Genomic DNA, 20629 nt, shown 5'->3' with positions numbered 1-20629 from the left:
TTTTCAAGTTTTATTATTAATGGATTATTACTGTGTAATTGTCATCAGTCTCACCGCTTAGCCTTATAAAACTCATGATACAGCTTCATGAGCGCCCTTTTTTCTATCCTCGAAACATAACTCCGCGAAATGCCAAGCTCCTTAGCAATCTCCCGCTGCGTCCGCTCTTCCCCGCCTGTATCCAATCCAAACCGCCCAACCACAACTTCTTTTTCCCGGTCATCCAGAATATCAAGATTACGATAAATCTTACTCTTCTCGATCTTCAAATCCACTTCTTTAATAACATCATCCGCTTCCGAACCAAGGATATCGATGAGAGTAATTTCATTACCTTCTTTGTCCGTCCCAATTGGATCATGCAGGGATACGTCTTTACGTGTTTTCTTGAGCGAACGCAGGTGCAACAGGATTTCGTTTTCAATACAACGAGCAGCAAATGTGGCTAGTTTGGTTCCTTTGTTTGGACGATAACTCTCAATAGCTTTAATCAGGCCGATGGTGCCGATGGAGATGAGGTCCTCCATGTCTTCACCTGTGTTGTCGAATTTCTTGAGGTTATGGACAGGATACGATGTAAGATCATCTGGTTTTCTTAGAAGTCTTATTTAAGATGCTTGTAGTGAATGTTTAGCCCCCCCCCCCGAGCCTTGAGATACAGTAACTGTCGGAAACGCTTTATCCCAATCTATTCCATTAACAGAGGTAAAGTAATCAAAGTAATTACTTTCTTTATTTGAATAGGTTATCGCCTGAAACACTTTTAAACCTGTTTGCTTCCACACAATTTCATCATCAGTAAGCATAGTTCTCGCAGCCCGTGAATGATCGTTATCAAAATACGCCGCATTACTCTCATCCAAATATAACGAATTGGTGTGATAATACGTTTGATCCAAGTTGTTAAGATCATCCGTTCTAACCAAGATATTACTCAATGCCGTTTTCTCTAGAATATTTCCGTTTCGATCGTATGAAAAGTAGTAGTTCCCTGGACTCGAAAAAGAATATACTAGTCTTCCATTTGAATTGTGGTAATTTGATGTCTATACTGAGCCGCGATGGCTCTCTGATCGAGCAACTGAAAATGAATACATAGTATTAATGCAGCCAAAATTATAAACTTCAGAGATTTTTTCATCTTTATTCCCCTATATAATTAAAGCCATACGTTTCGACATTGAAACTCTCCTCATCTCAAAGACATCGAATAATAAAAAACCAAGATTTTATATTAAATTCTATAATTATATTTTTTTGAATTCGACATCATCTATCAATATTGAACCACCGAAATGAATGCCCCATATTAAATAATACGTAGATTGAGTATGCAAGAATTAAATTACAACTTCTTCCATAAAAAGCATTGGTACCATTTTTATTAACGATGAAATAGATTGAATCTGCTGCAATAAATTCTACCGTTACACCTACTTCAAAACCCATTGTGTTATTGTAGGTCAATTTTTGTGAATATAATTGAGTATTATTATTTCACACCTTTACGATTACACTGTCTCCAGCAACCATTGTATTCTTGGCCACATTCAGCTATTCGAATAAATCCTGACATAGGCGCAACCCATTTTCTTGCGGAATTAAGACTCTCGATACAATACGACCGTAACAGCATATGCTGTTACGGTCCAGTTAACATTACCAATTTCCAGTTTCAAAGTTTTCGTTATAGACTTTTTCAACACTTACGTTGTTCGAATTTTCATAATGAAATTAAATAGTTGATTTAAATCAGTGCTTGTATAGTTACAATTAATCTCACATCTAATTATAGATATATAGTATACAATTTGTGCTTTTAATTCTGACGTATATATAAATACATATTCAGAATTCATAAACTTATCCAATTCAATTCAGTTTTCAATTTCATAAAAATATCAAAAAATAATTTATTTATTTCTTCTGAAACAATAATGCCATACTCTTTTATTAACATTTGCAATACCTCGTATGGAATATCGGAATCTCTTGATACCGAATTTTAAGATCATCTTTATCAATTATCATTACAGTAAATAAATTATTCTTCCTTTCTCCATCATACTTCAAACATATTTTTATATTATCTTGAAATATCTGATACATCTTTAATAACTCCTTCCGCCATGTTATTTATTAGATTAGATTTTTGCGAATCTGTTAAAGGACTCTTTAGATTAAAATCTTTAAGCAACATATTTAAAGTATCTAGTGCTGTTCTTTTATTTCCATTCTCAAATGCATGCTGCGTAATGCTTCTTGTAATTGAGGAAATCTGATCATATTTATTATCATAGTATGAAATAGTCTTTTTTAATACCGTAGCCACTACTCCGTCTCCACCGTTTATCTCAGCATTGGCAATATTACCTGTTACTCGAATGAGTCTGACTTTGGTGCTATCCATGTCCTCACCGAATCGATTTCGGCTGGATGGTGAATATCTTTATTTATTAGTGTATACGGAATACTTTCTTTCCAATATCCATTCTTATACTTCAGATTCGTATACTCATTTGCATTCCATTCCTGATAATACCAGTTTTCATTACCTTGTATATTACTTTATAATCCAATCACAGATGAGCTAGGTGAGTTTCATTGCAAGGGGGAAGTTTCAATCAGCACTCAAAAAGAAACCACATAGAGTATGTACTCACATGTGGCTCAACATATAGATTATAAAAAACTCATTTTTTTCGAGAAAAATATATAGTTTATTTAAAGGAATGCATCAAACCACATTTGCATAAAGGGAACTTTATATATCAATCTTACTTATCCAAAGGGTATTTCCATTGGAATCCAGTTCGTATGATACCTGTTGCTTTGCTTGTGATCGAGGCACGCTTTTGTTATAGATATCTAAATATAGACGTACTAAACGTACTCCCCCATGTGTACAATTAGTATTGAATATTTCAATAGCAGGATCTGGATTTCCACTCTTATTTCTGACTTCATTCTGACGCAAAGTACTTACTAATTCATTGATTCTAAAGTAATTCCTAAAAGCCCATTGAATATTACGCGATTCTTTTTTTTGGACTTCTTCGAATTCTTCGAATAGCTGAAAAACTACTGTATTATTACTTAGTATTTTTACTTTATAAGCTTGATCAAATTCAAGTAAACGCTCTTGTGGGATAAACTGAAAATAATCAGGACCAAACCACATCATCCATGTAGAACCAAACCAAATATCATTTACATATAAAGAATTTCCTGGGAGAGATGTAGGGTCAATCATAACAGTAGCACTATCTATATTCTGCAATTTCAGCTCATCGACTGGTCTTCCGTATTTCTCGTATTGCCATAAATCCGTATTTTGCTGCCAAAAATAATCATCTTCAGGATAAATGCAAGCTACAATTCCAATATTATCTTCAAAAAAACCATCTGTATATGCGATCCAATCCTGTAGTTCTACTCTAGTTATATTACTAAGATTAATGATTAGCGATGCCGCATCTCTCCCTTTATTAAGCATAATTTTATTGCCATTTAAGTCAAGTAACGTTATAAAAACAGGAGCTTTTTTACTCATCTCTTTTGTAAAGCAATTTGAAAAGTCTTTTTCGTTATAATCCAAAACATTCCCTTTAGTTACTAAATCTGATATAAAATGTTCTATTTTAAATCCAGGAGCGTTCCTTATCCAATTTAATACATTTTCTAAACTCAGATATTTACTTTCAAATATAATTCGTAATTGTGTTTGAGACATTTTAAAACTCCTTTATATAAATTTTAGTATCCCCTGCTTTGTCAAGTAGCGATTTTAGATCTATCATCCCTTTCGTACCTTTAGGAACAACAATATCTAATCGCCTTCTGTCTAGAGTAACATAAGCTTTGTCTATATATATCAAGACTGTTCAATTCCTTTAGATATTGAGATAGGGTACTATTTAAACTACTTGCCGTGTAACTCCTAGGGTCGATTGTTTTGAGGCTTATAATTTGGCGATCATTTGTTACAAAATCAATTACTGGAAGGTACCCCCCATTTTCACTTCCTATTTGATACATATCTTTATAATCATATTCTGCTAAAATCTCTTCAATCATTTCTCCTCTTTGAGTAGAACTCAAATCTGACCAAATCATATCCGATACTACTGATTTTGCTTCTTGTTCAACTATGGCTTTTGCGAGTTCGCCGAATAAATTCAGTCTTTTAGCTTTACTTCTTATTCCACTAGCACGCTTTTTCACGCCCTGCCAATAACTAGGGCTTTCCAAATCCATCCTTTTTATTTTTTCAGGTGCATAATAAGACCCCGGAGTTTCTTCGAAAATCATGTGACCACTTGGATCACTATAACGTATCGGGTTGTTATGCACATACGTATACAGGTTCAAACTCAGTGGATTATCAATCTGCCCCTCATACGTATCCTAGTTTATAAAGCGTACTTTTAATAAAGAAGGTGGCAACCGAGAACATACTCCCAATCACCACCAATTCTATCACCCTGCTTGCCGTACAGGTGTATTCGGCATCACGTATGCTGACTTTTTCTTCATCATGGCGTAGATGATGTTTACCAACTTCCTCATTAAACATACAACGGCTTGTTGTTTGGTTTTTCCTTCTGCTATCTTTTGCTCATAGTATGAATGAAAAAAGGCATTCTTCGGTTCTCTCTTGGTACGAATGACACCGATCTGACGAATCGCAAGGCTCTTGATAATATCGTGCAATTCTCGATTGCCTTGCTTACTCTTGAAGTTTCGTGACTTGTTTCCTGATCCTACAGTTACAGGTGCAATGCCAGCAAATCGGGCGAGTTTATCGGGGGATGAAAATCGGTGTATATCTCCGATCTCTGCCACAAGCTGCGCTGCTGTTACCACCTCTATACCTGTCATAGATTCAAGCTGGAAGCCAAGCTGCTTCATCAATTGCTCAATCTCTCCCTCTACCCTAGCCATTTCCTCCTTAAGAAATTTAGCAGTCTTGACTTGACTGATTACTACCGAATCTCGTGAAGTCTGGAAATCCCGATACGTATCCCCATCACCTTCGATAAGTGCAAGAATTTGAATAGCCTTCTTATGCGACAGTCCATTATTACTATGGCTTCGTAAAAAACCAGCTAATTGTTCCTCCGACATGTCCTTCAAGGTATGTGGAGAAGGGTATGCTTCCCAGAAGGCAAGTGCCGTTTTACCATCCACTTCCGAGAAGAACCTTTTATAACTTGGATACGGATAGCTAATCTGCTGATGTAGCTTCTTTACCGTTCCAGTTAAATTTTTAGCAAACCATCTTCGTTGCGTGACAAGCTGACTAATCGCCCAGAATAGATCAATGGGCTTCGCATCAGGTAGACGCTCCAGTTCGTCTCTTAATACCTTGGCGACACATTCAGCATCCCAGCTATCCGACTTCTGAACGGTCACATGGCTCTGTCTTCTGGCGTTGGCGAGTTTTGCGTTCACTTCCTTCACCCAGCAATGATTGTCCTTGAGATAAACAGCCAATCCTCTGCCGTAACCACCAACATCCTCCAGTCCATAAACAACGGATAAACCTTTTTCGGTGTATTTTTTCAATTCTTTAATGAGCAATGGAAAGGCAGACGGTTTGTTATCGAATTTAAGTTCTCCTAGCTTCTTGCTCCAACAGTCAATAATGACGGCTGTATGATGTTGTTTATGCAGGTCAACCCCTACATAGATCAGATTCTGCTGTTCTATCATTCTTCTTCGCCCCTCTATATTCGATTTGAATAGTTACTAATGAGTTTGAGTCATTTTACTCAAGAATCAGTGCTACTGTAGATGCTAGCTTTCGTATGTATCCAGCCCCATTAGTAACCACTCAATCGAGTGGATAGAACAACAATGGTGAAATAAGTTTGCATCCTCAGTTCGAGCGATCTATGCCGCAAAGATACGTTAGCAATATCTTATTTACCTTCCTTGCATTCCTTGACTAAAGAATCGCTTGATGCAATCCATCTGCTTCAATCTGTCCGTAACGATATGTTCCCTGATAGAACGCCTTATGGTCTAGGATTCGTTTTACCTGTACTTTGGTAAACTTCATTCCCTGTTCCGTGGTGAATCCTTCTTCATTTAACTTCTCAGCTAAAGCCGATAATGACCAAGCTGGGTATTGATCTTTAAAGTTGAATAATTGCTGAACAATATATGCTTTCGGCTCGTCAATGAAGATTTGCTTTGACCCTCGCTTTCCCTTGTAACCAAAAGGGATACCTCCACCTGCAAACTTACCTTCTGATGCTTTTTTATTCCGTCCTCGTCCCAGCTTCATGGCAATTTCTAACCGTTGGTAAGCATCCAACAACTCCATTAATCCGTTAATTAGAAAGTCAGACGGGTCTTTCTTAAAAATGCTATATGTTGGTTGTTCAATGCTTCGAATGTCGATACTATGTTTTTTTAGTTCTCGATGCACAAGGACTTTGACAATATCACTTCTCCATAACCTACTTGTGTTAAGTACAACAACGTAATCCACTTTTTGACTTGATACATAAGTCAGCATATCTTGGAAGCCATCACGTTCGATCTCTAAGGCGTCCTCGTCCACCTTCGCTCCACTGATTCCCTCGTTTGCAAAGACTTGAATCAGATGCCATCCCTGCTGCTCACAATACGACTGAATCTCGTCTTGCTGGTAGGAGAGACTATATCCATCCCTTGCTTGTCCTTGTGTACTAACTCGTATATATCCTATGACATTCATAGGTTTACCTCCCCTATTACCTCTAGCGTTACATGAATTAGAATTGCTGTAACACCGACGCTATATACCCTTAAGAGTATATAGTAATTATAGTACCTTTAAGCGTATATATCAATGCTAGATTGGACACAATGTGATATAGTACGGTTAATAGTACGTTTTTACGTTGGAGGATTATTCCTATGAAATTAAAGATTCGCTTAAAAGAAATACTTGCTGAGAAAGGAATTTCTCAACGTCAACTCTCCATGCAAATGAACATTCGCTACGCAACCATCAATCATCTCTGTTCCGATTCAGTAGACAGAGTCTATATCCGAACGCTGGAAGCGATATGTGATGCCCTAGACATCTCCATCCATGAACTGATTGTTGAAGATTCGGAAGCTTAAGGTGTCTAAATGCAAGTCGGGTCGGGCGCTGGATGTGCTACACCCTATTCCTCAACAAGAATCATGCTTTTTGATGTAAACCACCCCTGGGTGTTTTCCTATCGTAATGGTGAACATTTCCCGGAAGGTAGGGGTTGTAATCTCTTTATTTTCAAGTACAATAGAGACTATGTTATTTTTATTTCATCCAGCATGTTGGACTTTTTATCGTTATCGGCAAAATAACGTGTCCATCGGTGAGGATGTGTCTTCTAGCTATTTATAGCAAGACGATCTAGGCAGTTCCCTTTGGGGATTGCTATTTTTTTTGCCAAGTTTTTGCGATTGGCATACGTAGATGATGTATAAAGCTGCCTTAATACGGATTCATCAAATTTGCTTTGCAATAGCTGGAAACCAAGAACAATTTCAATCTTGGAGATGTTCTCTCTGTTCTCCATTAGCCAAGACAAATCCATATCGCTGACTTCCTCTGGATACTCAATCTGTGCAAGTGTCCTCTCCATCGTATAGTCAAAGAATGGTTTTTGGAGTAATTCTACTGCCTTCCTCGTTGGCGAGAATCTTCTCAGATCATTGTCACTAGGTCGGACTTCTAGTCGCAGTATACCTTTAGAACGTTCAATAATCTCGTTTGATTCTTCTTCCTTCCGAGTCTGCTTGTGCTTATCATAAAGCATAATTCTGCTGCTCTTGTTCCGGTATTCAACGGTCTGGTCTTGGTTGTACGCTATTGTATTCTTGTAAGCAAGCTGCTGCCTACTTAGCATCCTCACATATTCACTGACCTTCTTACCTACCTGAAAATTACAACAGACATCACATCGGCTTATTATCCATTCAGAGTGTGGGATATGCACATCAAAGAGCTGGAGCAGCCTCTCTTGCAACTGTTCAAAGAACAAGGGAATGTCTGCTTCTGTGAGCATCGTAACGTTGTCTCCGTATAGAAACTTTGGCATGGATACTTGTATTGTGAGTGTTTGGCTATTCTCGATATACTTCATATATGGCAACTTTTCATCTTTTAACGTATAGCTTGTGTTTAATGCACCTGTTTCTTTGCTAAAGAATGTAGTTGAATGTCCGTTGTATTGATTCAATATATCTGGATCAATAGGAATAGGTCTTGCTTTCAGTATGATAGTGTCAAACATATGAAACCTTCTTTCATTTCTAGTAGTCTAAAATATTGGATAAGATTGGAGATGTTATAAGAACGACAATCCACGGCTGGAGTCAGGCTATTGTTCAACTCGTATTTATCTTGTTCATCGTGCTCACCACCTCATTAAGGTTTTATTCCTATTTCTTCAAACAGCTTGTCAAGTTTCTCAAAGAACTGTTTCTGTTCGTATTTTGCGTAATCTGGGTGGACTCCCCATTCGTTATCCCGGTGAACGAGATAATATAAGACCAATTCCAATGCTGTCTTTTTATTGCGATTCTGTTCTTGAAATACTGTAACTACATCTTCAAGCCGTTTAAAATTCTCATTTTCTTCGTCATTGACCAGTACTTCCAACTGTTCAATCAATCGTTCTTTTTTCTGCTCTTCATAGATATAGTCAACGAGCTGCCTATTATGCGAGTAATGCTCTGTTGTTGTATATTCATATCCTTCGTCATCAACACCTGTTATCTCAATTTCCTCATGTTCATCTGTTTTAGTTAAGTAAACCATCAGAATTTCCGACTTTTCGGATGGAAGCAACTCCTTCTGGAACAAGGTTTGATCCTCAATCCCAAATAACTCAGACAATTGCTCCAGACGTGGTTCAGGTATCTTCCGTCTTTCTTTGATCCAGTCCTGAAATGTTTGCTTGGAAACCCCGATGGCTTCTGCTACAGATTTGTACTCCATGTGAAACGTGTCAGCTATAAATTGTAATCCTATCATCTTATTCACCGCCATACTTAGTATGTCTTGCTGTGATGATTATACTTCGCCATACTCAGAATGTCAACATAAAAAACCACACGGATTCTCCATCCATGTGGTCAACTAATATATTACTTATTTACTACTATGCTATCTAGCAACTTATTTTCTTTCTTTATATTTTCACTTAATTCTGCAAAACTTATCTCCATTTCTAGATGGTCGCCTAACGCATGTGGAACTGAAATACTTACTCCAATTGAATCTTGGGTGATATAGCTGAATGTGCCTGATTCATTTATCTGACTTACTTCATCTGATTGTTTAAAATAATTAAGTAAATCTTGAGCATCATATCCACTCCAGATATCTTCTATAACTCCTTCCTCTTGCAAATTTAAATCTTTATCATAACTTTTATAGTTACCCTGTTTAAATGCTTCAACGAATGCTTCGTTTATCTCTAATAAATCAGTTAATTTAACCTTAACCCCCTTTTCCAAATCAATATTTGAGGTATAAAAGACATTTAACGGATAGGCTGCTCCTTCAGCAAATGCTGATCCAGAGTATTGAATGCTCAGTAACTCATTACTCTTAAATGTAATTCGATATCCGATTTCAAGACTATCCTTCTCTAATGAATACGATTTAACTATTCTTATTGCTTCTTCTTGAATCAATTCATTTATTTTCACTTCATTTGTATCATTAGCTAAATTCACTAATTTTGGATACGTTATGTTAATCTTGTTTTTAGAATACTTGTTACTTTCAACTTCGTAACTTTCTCCTATACTTGATTCACTACTATTTTTTGCTTTATCAGAGTTTAGCTCAGCTTTCGCACTACAAGAAATTAATATTAATAAAATTGGTATTATAATTATTAACCGTTGCTTCACATCTCTTCATCTCCATTCCAAGTAGTAAGTCTTTCTTTAACGTATAACTTTCTTAGTAAGTGCGTAGTATTTCTGTCTATTAGCAAGATGATTTGTCCCCCCATTAACTCGCCTTGTTACTTTTTCAACTGAAGCACCTGAATCAACCAATTCATTCATATTGTTATCATCCCACCAGAATCCAGCTGCACGCCATGCATAATTTTCAGCAACATATTCAGCACCTAACTCCATAATTTTCTGGTCATCCATTGCGTCAGCAAAACGCTGATAGTTATACCTACCAGTCATTTGTATATATCCTGCACCTCTAAATTTATATCCATCACCCTTATCCTTGTTGCCAAGTTGTTTACCTAATTTAGTTCCAGGCTCATATTTTGAAAAATATTTTTTACCACCTAATTCAGTAGTCCACCTACCCAATTCAGATTCCTGCATTACCTGTGCTAGAAAATGACTAATCCTATCGCTAGTTGTTATATCAAACATGCCCAATGTAATATTTAGGTCTTTCAACATATCATTAGTTACATTTTGGAATCCAAGTTGGGTTAACTGATTTTCTGTAACATATACTATATAACCCTTAACAGTATTTGTAGGGGCTGTATCATATGGACTATCCCCCACGATTGGCGCATGTCCACTTGGATCAGTATACATTAATGGGTTGTTCTCTACATACGTATACAAATTCAAACTCAACGGATTATCAATCTGCCCCTCATACGTATCCTCATTTAAAAACCGCCCCATACTCGGATCATAATATCGTGCACGCAGATAGTAAAGACCTGTCTCTTCATCATACACTTCACCTGTGTACTTGAATGGGTTTGGCGTTTCTTCTTTTTGGCTGGTAATGTTGCCCCACACATCGTAAGCATAGCTATTCACTACTGCACCACTCGTATCTACCATCTGTACTACATCGCCGTGACCATTGTACAGATAATAATAATCTTTACTAGCGGTCTTGTCTTTCTTCACCAGTACTCGGTCGCCTCGGACATACGTGGATTTCTGCACGATATTATTACCATTTAACTTTTCTTCCGTAATTACCTGTCCATTTAAATCATAGTTTACTTGCGTATGCGTGCTACCTTTGCTCTTTATCGCACGAAGTCCGTCACCATAGTACTCGAACCTCGTCTCGCTTCCGTTCTTTGTTACGGATGTTAACGTATTCCACAAGTCATAACTATAGCTAGTATCCTCAAATGAAGCTACTGGATCACCCACACTTTGTTCCATTGTCAAGCGGTTGCCACGTACATCGTACGTATATCCATCACGACCCCCACCTGGATGTACTGTTGCTATTAAGCGATTCAATGCATCATACGCAAATGTTGTCGTTTGTTCCGTTCCATCTTTTTTCGTTTCCTTGATCGAGATCACATTTCCGTTATTATCATATCCGTACACATATCTAGAAAGTACGCTACTTCCCTTCTGGTTCGTAATACTCTCGACCCAGTTCAGCGCTTTGTTATACGCATACTCGGTCCGTAACACACTGCCGTCTGTCAGAGTCGGATAGATAATGAACTTCACTAGGTTATTGGCAGAATAAACGTATTGAACATTGGCTGCTGATGCACTATCCACTACAGAACTTCCGTTTGTCTGCACTTTGTCCAATCTCGTTTTGTTGTATTGGTAGTTTACATAAAAGCCTAAGTAGCTATCATTCAGTTGTGTCATTCGACCAAGCGCGTCCCGCTGGTTCAGTATATAAGCAGAGTGGGCAGCTACCCCAGATGGATAGACCGTACCGCTCATACTCCGTACCTGATTCAAACTGTTCACACTACTGCTCTGCACAGCCTTCATTGTTCCATTAAGATAGGTTTTAGTAGTCTGCAAATTCGGCGAGCCATCGCTATATGTCAATTCAGTTTTCTGTGTCTGAGGTACATTGTTGATACTCCCGCTGACTGTGCTAGATTTAAGCCCACCAATTTCGTCATAGCTGTAGTTAAACACACTGCCATTACGATCGGTTTTGCTGGTTAGTTGCCCTAATGCATTGTAGGATAAGCTTTCACTTTGAGAGGCCCCATCCAGCTTGCTCGTCAATAACCCAACTTCGTTGTAGCTCTTGGTATTCAGCGTTTGCTCCGCTCCACCTTTAGCTTGCACCGTAACTTTCGCAAGCTGACCAATTCCATCGTACGTATAGCGTGTGCGCTGGTTTAACGCATCATAGACGGAGGTTAGACGATTTAGAGCATCATAGCTATACGATGTTGTAATCCCAGCATCGTTCAGATGATTCGCAGGGTCCGTATAACCGATCACGTTACCACTGATGTCGTACCGATAACTTTCTGTGAGGGGCTGTGATTGACTCGGCCAGTCTTTATAGGTTTTCATGGTAACTGGCTGGCCCCATGGATCATAGATAGTTTCCAGATAATTCAATCGTTCTTGAGTGTCAGCAGCAATCATGTAACTTTCTGTCTTGCGCTGCTTAAGGTTATGATCCGTTACATATATATTGTTATTGGCATCTGTGGCACGATTCTGCCTTCCCCATGCATCGTAACTAGCCGTAATCTCATTGCCTAACGCATCCTTTTGATAGATCGCTTGTCCTTGATCATCGTAGTGGTACTGGGTGAAGACCCATTGACTCACGTTATCGTCATAATGCTCTTCTAACAACGCTAGGCCCATTCCATTATATAACGTATTCGCATACGTTCTCATACTACTGTTAGTGGATAATTGAGTGACAGTTTTAATCGTATCGACCTTCAGAACATAGGTCCCTGCATTCACCGAATCAAAGTTACTGGAGGTTTGATGATAATAATTGTAATCGATAACCTCTCTGAAGGTTTCTCCATTGCTATTGGTTCGAATCGGATGTGTTTCTTTTTTTAGACGACCTGCTGCATCATATTCATAGACCGTAGTCTGATCGTTGCCGTCACTTTGACTTTTCAGCAAACCCGTTCCCATCTCGTAACTCATCTTCGTCTTCACGATTTTCTGGTCAGACTTCCCGATGTTGAACCACTGTTGTTGTTCTGTCGGGTAGGCGTAACGACTCTCAGGTCCGTATATGGTTACACTTTTAGCTACCAATTGACCCTTGGCTGTCTTTTCAGCCGTCATTTGAGAGATTCCACCCAAGGTATCGCGGTTACCATAACTATATGTGGTTTGTTCCCCCGACGCATTCGTTACTGTCGATAGCCTTCCCTTGTCAGTGTAGGTGTATCGTTCAATTAATGGGGCCGGATCAGATTCATTCTGGTACCAAGATTTAGACTCCACTAAATGATATTTCGGTTCATAGCTTATCGTTGTCGTATAGTGTTGTTTTAGATTTGAATTGTTATGTTGCTCCGCCGTTAATGGTTGGGTTTGGGTACTGACCAGTCCCCAATCTGAATATGTTGTTTCTGTATACAAATGATTAGCACTTGCCTCGCTGTCCCCGACACCATATTCTGAAATTGTAGTTCTCGTCGGGAATAGCTCGAAGAGTCCATCAAATGCTGTATTCGTAACGATCTTGCGCTCCCCATTAGCTGCTTGAGTGTCCGTAGATAGCAACTTTCCTTTACCATCATAATTTCGGGTGATTCTGGAGTTGTTGGCCGCCGTATCGCTTTTTACGGTAACCGTGCTGCTATAGCGATTATTTTGCTGTAGATATGGCGGATAATAGGTCGGATATCCCGTATAGTCACCTGTATACGTATACTGAAGCCAATTATAATTTTTCGGACCTGTTTTATCTACCCTTGATAAGAGTCGAAATTGATGAAGGGTTTGATCTTCACCTATATTTCTGGAAACCCGTTCATACGTATACTCTGTGTTTGAATTAGGATATATGACTTCTTTTAGCAAGGTATGATAGTTTTGATTTCTTGCACCCGAATAATCACTCCCTGTTTGATAATATGCAATTCCTTCCTCATAGTCGAAGTAGGTCTTGTCCCCATTCTGATCTGTAACCGACCATAGTACAGGCAAATAGACTTCAATTTCATTCACTGGCACAAGTTTTCTGCCTTTAGTCAAGATGACCTTTTGGACCTCGGTTCCATTTTGCTTAACTCGAATCGTCACATTTTCACCGTTAAATATCTCTTGAGTATTAAGGTTATCCTCATATTCAAAAGTAACCTCACGACCCACTGTATCTGTAATTGAACTGATAAGAACAGATCGTATACCATCAATATCTATAGAGCGATGCTTAAAGTTAATTGTATTTCCAAAACGGTCTACAATCCCGATAAGTGCTCCATTGGCAGAAAAGTACTCTTTTCTCTTATCCTCGAATTCAACGTAGTACCAGGAATTTTCCTCTCCGTTATTAAATTCATGGTTCTCATTGTTATAAACAAATCGCATGTTTTTTTGCTTGTAATTTAGGAACTTTGTGTATTTTGTAAATTCATCACCATTTTCTGGATAACGGGCTACGGTATACACCCCACCTTTTCCGTCATGATAATAACGATAGTCGCCATTTTTTTCGATTGAAGGAAATTGAAACGACCAACCTACCCCTAAACTATTCATCTCCAAAAAATGATCATATCTTTCTGTGTACGTATAATTACCTGAAGAACTATATGCTCTTTCAAAAGAATGTCCTTGATTGGAACTGTACATAATCCCAATATCCAAATCCAGACCATCTCGACCGGGTAAATGGATTTGATTCTCTTTCCATGTCAATGAACCGGAAACAGGATCGATCACTTCATCAGTAGTATTACGATCTCCAAATTGGGGTTTGTTGGTTTGATTAAGCTGAGCTCGAACAACTAGTCCGTCAAATATGCCAGCGACCCTCATATCAAAAGCAGTCACCGTTAAAGCCGCGATTTTCAATTTATCTGGAGAAAAAAGGTCCTCTCCATACACTAGCGAGGTTATGCTCGGAAATTGTTGAAAGATCGGATCATCCTGGTAGGTAGAATTTTGAACCGAAGATGGGTTCTTCTTCTGGATAGCTTGATTTTCTAATTCCCCTTGTATGTCTTCCCAGCTTAGCTTTCCTTCTTGCTTCCACTTTAATAGCTCAAGTAAGGTTTGATTCGGTGAATCCTGCATCAGATAATTAATCCAATAGACATCTTCAATGGAAGCTCCGGCCAAAAACAGCTTTTCGATTTCAGATTCGATTAAATCTTGTGATACTACTCTTTGATTTGTAGCCGTTCCACCTGAAGAGACCGAATGATTGAGTAATCCTTGCTTCTCAAGCGTTTTAACTTTAATTGATACAATAGCTTCGGAAAATTTCGGATCATAGGTGGCTACCTCCACAGTAGCCTTCTCATCCGGCAATGGAGGAATGGAGTCCTGCCAACCTTCTTCTTTGAATAATTTACTCGCAGAATTCTCTGGACGAGTCGTAGGTGTAGGCTGTGGTCCCGAATCCGTTGAAAAATCCAAAAAATCTGACGGTGCAGGTGATGGAGCAGGTAAATCTTGTGCTTTGTTTATGTAAGTTTGATCAGAAGTACTTTTAACGGTTGTACTCGCTTTCGCAGTTCCTTCCAAAATATTTGGAATGATCAAAGATAAACACATGATGACCATTAATATTTTTCTCACTAGCTTTATTTTTCTCAACTTAGTTTCCCCCAGCAATTATTTTGGTTACCTCACAATTAAGCTATATTTCTATCTTTCTATGAAAATATTCCCCAATATTTATCTATAATCTATTAGAATAATAGTTCATTCCCTATTTGAATCGTTTCTTCTTCAATATACCTTCCTATCCTGGGATGCATTAACATGAATTTTGCATCTCCTCTTTTAATTTCACTCACTTCTTTACTTCTACTAAAATTTCACCAATCATCATTTTGTTCATAGAAGCATCAAAGGAATAAATATGGGTAATATACATTCCTGTTTCATTGTTATGTTTAAAGAAAGGAATTCGAATTCGCCAACTTGTAGAACTTAAACGTTCCCCCTTAATCCATGGATCCTCTAAATCGTCTTGACCATTACTTACCGTCCAAGTTGGAAATCGAACATCTGTAACACTAGAGGGAACTCCTTCTATCGTAATATCGTAAAAACTGCTGCTCATGTATGCAACACTCGGAGCTGTGATTCTTGTATTATTTGTCACATCAAATAACCAAGCTCCACTATATTTCCCATCCGCATAAACATGAGTATTATATCGTCCAGTTTCTGAATGATGGTTTGAGTAAACTACGGTTCCCTTCCACACCCCATTTGCAATCTTAACGCCCTCTATCCACTCTAAATCATCCTGATCCTTATTCGCTGTCCACGTTGGAAATTGGACTTTTTGCGTTTTCGGATCTACACCATAGATAAATATATCGTAGGACACTCCAGATATGTCCGTTTCCTTTGAACCCCCTGTCCCCCCCTTAACATTAACTGACGTGCCATCTAGCATTTCCATGTTTCCATATTTATCAGTAGCGTAAATATGCGTAATATAACTACCTGTCTCATAATTATGATTACTAAAGGGAATACGAATCTTCCATGTCGTCTCATTTACTTTTTCGCCGATAATCCATGGATCCATTAGGTCATCTTGCCAATTGTAATCTGTCCACGTAGGAAATCGAATTTCTCTAACATTGCTCGCGATTCCTTCCACAAAAATCTCATAATAACCATCCGCCAATGATACTTCATGAGGTGAGATCACTCTTATGTTATTTTGTACCGTGGCAGTTAATCCACTGACTGCTTTGCCATCTGCGTAGATATGTGTATTGTACTGGCCTGTTTCTTTTCCGTGCCTAGCTAGGACAACTGTTCCTTTCCATAATCCATTAGTAAGCTTCTCACCCGCTATCCATTCCAAGTCATCTTGTCCACCTTGTTCAGTCCATGTCGGAAAAGTCACCTGTTGGATACTATCAGAAACCCCCTTTAAATAGATGTCATAGGAAAGTGCTGAGCTACTAAATACATACGATGTTGACGAATAGCCTTTACTCTTCTTTAGCAGATTTCCATTCCTATCATATGTATATTGAATGATCGAGTTATCGGGATAAATTTCATTTTCTAGCCTGCCTTGATTGTAGACATATAAGGTTTGTGGTTTTGGATTGCTACTTATATCCACCATAATATAGTTGGCATAAGGTATGTCCTGGGCAGAAGCAGTCAGAATACAATCTCCATATCCTAAAAAGACTACTAACGCTCCCAACAATAGCATTGTTGTTTTTAATATCTTCATCTGTATAGTACTCCTTTACACTTTTATAGGTTCTTCCGTAGTAAGTTACCGTTTGCATCATAGTAGTAATGAACAACAGTCCCATCTGAATATCGAATGTATTCTATTCGTCCTCCCGCATTGTAGTGGTATTCTACAGGAGTATAGGTTTTGTATGGTAAGAACAAATTGGACTTAGGCACGATCTGCTTTATCTGGCTAGCACTAGACCAGGATAAAATAGCGTTTGCCCCACCACTATTCTCAAAATACTCAACACGAATGTCATAGTTTTGATCCGCTATCAATGAGATAGGAAGGCTGGTCAGTTCACTTGCCTGCGTGACCCATTGGTCTATGATCAATTGGCCGTTCACCCAAAGTCTGACCCCATCGTCCGAATTGAAATAGAAGGTATATGTTTCGTTATACAGCGGGCGAATCGTTCCCGTCCATCTTGCTGAGAATGTATCCCCCTCTATGCTAGCATCTGGGGAGCCAAGTCCCCACCCAAAATGAATAGCAGGGTCCGTTCGAGTGAGTGTAAGGTCTGTCAAATCCATATTGTCGTAGTACTCACCTAACAAGCCGGCACCGGGTAATTTAGCAGGGGGATACAACTGACTCTGCGGTATGAATTGTTTGGTCTGACTAGGACTTGTCCATAATAATCCAACGGCTGAGCCGCCTAGATTTTCAAAATATTCAATTTGAATATCGTATTGTTGACCTGCAATTAATGCTATAGGGCTGCTTTCAAATTGACCCGACTGATTTTCCCACCGATTAAGAAGAAGTTTACCATCTATCCAAAGACGTACTCCATCATCCGCATTTAAATAAAAGGTATACATTTCACTGTATTTGGGCTTAAGTGTTCCTGTCCATCGGATTGAAAATGTATCTGTTCCAAGGGAGTCATCTGGAGACCCGGCACCCCAATTATAATTAAGATCCGCATCGGTTCGTGTTAGCTTTAGTCCTGTCCAATCCATATTGTCATAATATTCACCCTTCAGACCTGTGCCCGAAATTTCAGCAGGTGGATACAACTGGGTTTGCGGTACAATTTGCTTGGTTTGACTGGGGCTCGACCACTGAAGGATAGCCGTTGCTCCTCCGTCATTTTCAAAATATTCGATACGGATATCATAATTCTGTCCTGCCATCAATGTAATCGGTAGACTCTTCAGCTCCCTGGCTTGTGTCACCCATGTGTCGATTAATAATTGACCATCTATCCAAAGCCGAATACCATCATCTGCAATCATATAATATGTATAGGTTTCACTATATTTAGGTTTGATCGTTCCTGTCCATTTCACGGAAAATGTATCCGCGCCAAGAGAAGGGGCTGGAGAGCTCAATCCCCAATTAAAGTTAAGATTAATATCCGTACGTGTTAGCTTAAGTCCGCTCAGATTTATATTGTCATAGTATTCCCCCTTCAGTCCCATACCTGAGACTTCTACTGGAGGATTTAACTGACTTTGTGGCACGACCTGTTTGCTTTGACTTGGGCTTGCCCATTGTAGAATGGCCGTTGCCCCTCCGCCATTTTCAAAATACTCGATACGTATGTCATAATTTTTCTCCGCAGTTAAGGTTATGGGTAAACTCGTCAGCTCGCTAGCTTGTGTCACCCATTTATCGATTATTAATTGGCCATTGACCCATAAACGAACCCCATCATCTGCAACCATATAGAAGGTATAGGTTTCACTGTATTTCGGTTTAATGGTACCCGTCCATCGAGCAGAGAAGGAATCCTCCCCGATGGAAGAATTCGGTGATCCTAGCCCCCAGCTAAAATCTACATTAGAATCCGTTCGTGTGAGGGTTAATCCTGTCAGATCCATATTATTGTAATATTCACCTTTAAGACCGTTGCTAGCTGCGGCTCCTGCAAGATTTGGTGAAACTACTGGCTGCAGTAAATCATTAGTTCCGAGAATCTCACAAAATATGAAAATTAGTACAGCCGTAAAGCATGATAAAGAAACCTTTTTTAGAAAGCTCAATTTTTCTTTTCTCCTTTCTATTGTTATTTGTTCTCACTGATTCACTTTACTTTTCTATATAAGCTCTTAATTGAATCCTAATTCCAGTGAGATATAAAATCATCATTAAAGTGAAGCTATGTATATACAATAATAAACACTGATCTCAATCATACGACAACACAAAAAATTGTTAAAGAGTGGTAATTTGTCGAAAAAACTGAAGAAAAGTCGAATAGCAAAACCTCAAATGCTAAGGTATGGATTATTTTTACTTAGTGAAAGAATTGCGGCGTGAGAGTGATCTGCGAAGTATGTAAAAATGGTGTTTTAAATAATGAACTCGTACTTAATATCAATTGTTATAGAATAAAACCCACACGAGTCCCAAGACATTGTGTGGGTTTTATAGAATAATGATTTTGCGTCTACTCACAATACTACTTTCTTTAACAGCGCACCATTATTATTATAATTGTTGCATGATGATGTGACAATCAGGCAAAAGTATATAGCTCAGTCTTCCATTTGAATCGTAAAAATATCGAGTTTGATTCGGTACATCCAATTTCCATTTTTCTAGAACTGTCACTGGGTTAATAGCCACATGATCTATATCTAGATAGGCTTTTTCTTTCCCCCCACTGCAAACTTTATTCTTATATATCTTATCTTGTTTGCCATTTAGAAGTGATCAAAATTGAACGTTAGTGCCATTCACCCATCATTTAAGCTTCTGCTACTTTCAGTAATAGTGTTATCATTATCATCCACTTCAATTATAGTTATTTCTGCGTATCCCGTAGATAAGAGAAATTTCGTAAACGCATTAATATCATATGAACTCGTTAATATTAATTTCGCTCTCATATGAATATGCAAGAGTTGAAAAACCAAGTGAAACTCCTACATTAACTGCTACCGTTACACCTACTTCATAACCTATTGCGTCATTATAGGAGAATTTTCTTGACCATAACTTTGTATATTATTTTTCAACACTTTTTTTACACAGAATAGCTTCTAAAACAATATGACCGCAACAGCATAAGCTGATGCGGCCCAGTTATTATTACCAGTTTCCAGTTTCGAAGTCTTCATTATCAACTTCTTTTATATATACAGATATCCATAATACTATATCAGTAGTAGGATCTGTCTCAATATATATCCCTTTATCACTACAATATATTTCCTCAAAATCATCATAGACAAAGCTAGGTTCTATTTTCAAGACATCATCGATATGCATACCAATTGTTATTTTTTCAAATAGTGCTCCCGTGTAACTACTTAGTGCTGTTATTTTAAATAATTTACCATTAATTAGACTAAACCAAAGATCGATTGAAGTATTAATTTCATACTTTATTAGAAATTTACCTAAAAGTTCTCCCTTCACCTTTTGCTGAGTTAGTAAAGGAACGAAGTCACTTATATGACTGTAGAGTTTAACCCCTCCTATTCCTTTCCATGGAAGGATAGGAGCATGTAGCTCAACCATAGT

Annotated in this window: 15 protein-coding genes; 1 reads left to right on the top strand and 14 read right to left on the bottom strand. The window is 38.3% G+C overall.

Features of this window, described 5'->3' with window-relative positions; translation table 11 throughout:
• Positions 1 to 50 precede the first annotated feature (50 nt).
• The 7 genes from sigK to NSQ91_RS07015 all read right to left on the bottom strand — a co-directional run bounded on the left by sigK (position 51) and on the right by NSQ91_RS07015 (position 6727).
• Positions 51 to 608, bottom strand: a complete 558-nt coding sequence (gene sigK, locus NSQ91_RS07045) for an RNA polymerase sporulation sigma factor SigK (protein ID WP_340921420.1) — start codon at positions 606 to 608, stop codon at positions 51 to 53.
• Entirely contained in the window at positions 609 to 938 is a 330-nt protein-coding gene (locus tag NSQ91_RS07040; RefSeq protein WP_076305682.1) for a hypothetical protein, read from the bottom strand.
• 1148 nt (positions 939 to 2086) lie between these two features.
• Positions 2087 to 2410 (bottom strand): hypothetical protein, encoded by a 324-nt coding sequence (locus NSQ91_RS07035; protein ID WP_076305683.1) that lies wholly within the window; start codon positions 2408 to 2410, stop codon positions 2087 to 2089.
• A 354-nt stretch (positions 2411 to 2764) separates the two neighbouring features.
• Entirely contained in the window at positions 2765 to 3733 is a 969-nt protein-coding gene (locus tag NSQ91_RS07030; RefSeq protein WP_076187628.1) for a hypothetical protein, read from the bottom strand.
• Between the two features lie 80 nt (positions 3734 to 3813).
• Entirely contained in the window at positions 3814 to 4311 is a 498-nt protein-coding gene (locus NSQ91_RS07025) for a hypothetical protein (protein WP_076187630.1), read from the bottom strand.
• 168 nt (positions 4312 to 4479) lie between these two features.
• Positions 4480 to 5715 (bottom strand): IS110 family transposase, encoded by a 1236-nt coding sequence (locus tag NSQ91_RS07020; protein ID WP_076305684.1) that lies wholly within the window; start codon positions 5713 to 5715, stop codon positions 4480 to 4482.
• A gap of 235 nt (positions 5716 to 5950) precedes the next feature.
• Positions 5951 to 6727: a recombinase family protein gene (locus tag NSQ91_RS07015; RefSeq protein WP_076305685.1), complete on the bottom strand. Its 777-nt coding sequence runs from the start codon at positions 6725 to 6727 to the stop codon at positions 5951 to 5953.
• 182 nt (positions 6728 to 6909) lie between these two features.
• Here NSQ91_RS07015 and NSQ91_RS07010 point away from each other — a divergent pair, with 182 nt between their 5' ends.
• The gene (locus tag NSQ91_RS07010; protein WP_076305686.1) at positions 6910 to 7119 is read left to right on the top strand and encodes a helix-turn-helix domain-containing protein; all 210 of its coding nucleotides are present in this window, start codon (positions 6910 to 6912) and stop codon (positions 7117 to 7119) included.
• Positions 7120 to 7370: 251 nt separating this feature from the next.
• Here the strand turns inward: NSQ91_RS07010 and NSQ91_RS07005 are convergent, their stop codons facing one another.
• The 7 genes from NSQ91_RS07005 to NSQ91_RS06975 form a co-directional block, all read right to left on the bottom strand.
• Positions 7371 to 8276 (bottom strand): phage/plasmid replication domain-containing protein, encoded by a 906-nt coding sequence (locus NSQ91_RS07005; RefSeq protein WP_076305687.1) that lies wholly within the window; start codon positions 8274 to 8276, stop codon positions 7371 to 7373.
• Between the two features lie 134 nt (positions 8277 to 8410).
• The gene (locus NSQ91_RS07000; RefSeq protein ID WP_076305688.1) at positions 8411 to 9019 is read right to left on the bottom strand and encodes a helix-turn-helix domain-containing protein; all 609 of its coding nucleotides are present in this window, start codon (positions 9017 to 9019) and stop codon (positions 8411 to 8413) included.
• Between the two features lie 113 nt (positions 9020 to 9132).
• Complete coding sequence (locus NSQ91_RS06995) at positions 9133 to 9906, bottom strand: hypothetical protein (RefSeq protein ID WP_076305689.1); 774 nt, start codon at positions 9904 to 9906, stop codon at positions 9133 to 9135.
• Between the two features lie 36 nt (positions 9907 to 9942).
• Positions 9943 to 15525 carry an RHS repeat-associated core domain-containing protein gene (locus tag NSQ91_RS06990; protein ID WP_340917111.1) on the bottom strand — a complete coding sequence of 1861 codons (5583 nt, stop codon included), beginning with the start codon at positions 15523 to 15525 and terminating at the stop codon, positions 9943 to 9945.
• A 199-nt stretch (positions 15526 to 15724) separates the two neighbouring features.
• Positions 15725 to 17143 carry a GBS Bsp-like repeat-containing protein gene (locus NSQ91_RS06985; protein ID WP_256716695.1) on the bottom strand — a complete coding sequence of 473 codons (1419 nt, stop codon included), beginning with the start codon at positions 17141 to 17143 and terminating at the stop codon, positions 15725 to 15727.
• Between the two features lie 23 nt (positions 17144 to 17166).
• Positions 17167 to 19143 carry a PA14 domain-containing protein gene (locus NSQ91_RS06980; protein WP_076187556.1) on the bottom strand — a complete coding sequence of 659 codons (1977 nt, stop codon included), beginning with the start codon at positions 19141 to 19143 and terminating at the stop codon, positions 17167 to 17169.
• 1051 nt (positions 19144 to 20194) lie between these two features.
• Positions 20195 to 20626, bottom strand: coding sequence for a hypothetical protein (locus NSQ91_RS06975; protein WP_076305712.1), 432 nt, complete (start codon positions 20624 to 20626; stop codon positions 20195 to 20197).
• Positions 20627 to 20629: the final 3 nt, after the last annotated feature.

The organism is Paenibacillus sp. FSL R7-0048 (assembly GCF_038004505.1).
GTDB classification, from domain to species: domain Bacteria; phylum Bacillota; class Bacilli; order Paenibacillales; family Paenibacillaceae; genus Paenibacillus_AQ; species Paenibacillus_AQ odorifer.
This window is presented reverse-complemented; position numbering and strand designations above follow the sequence as displayed.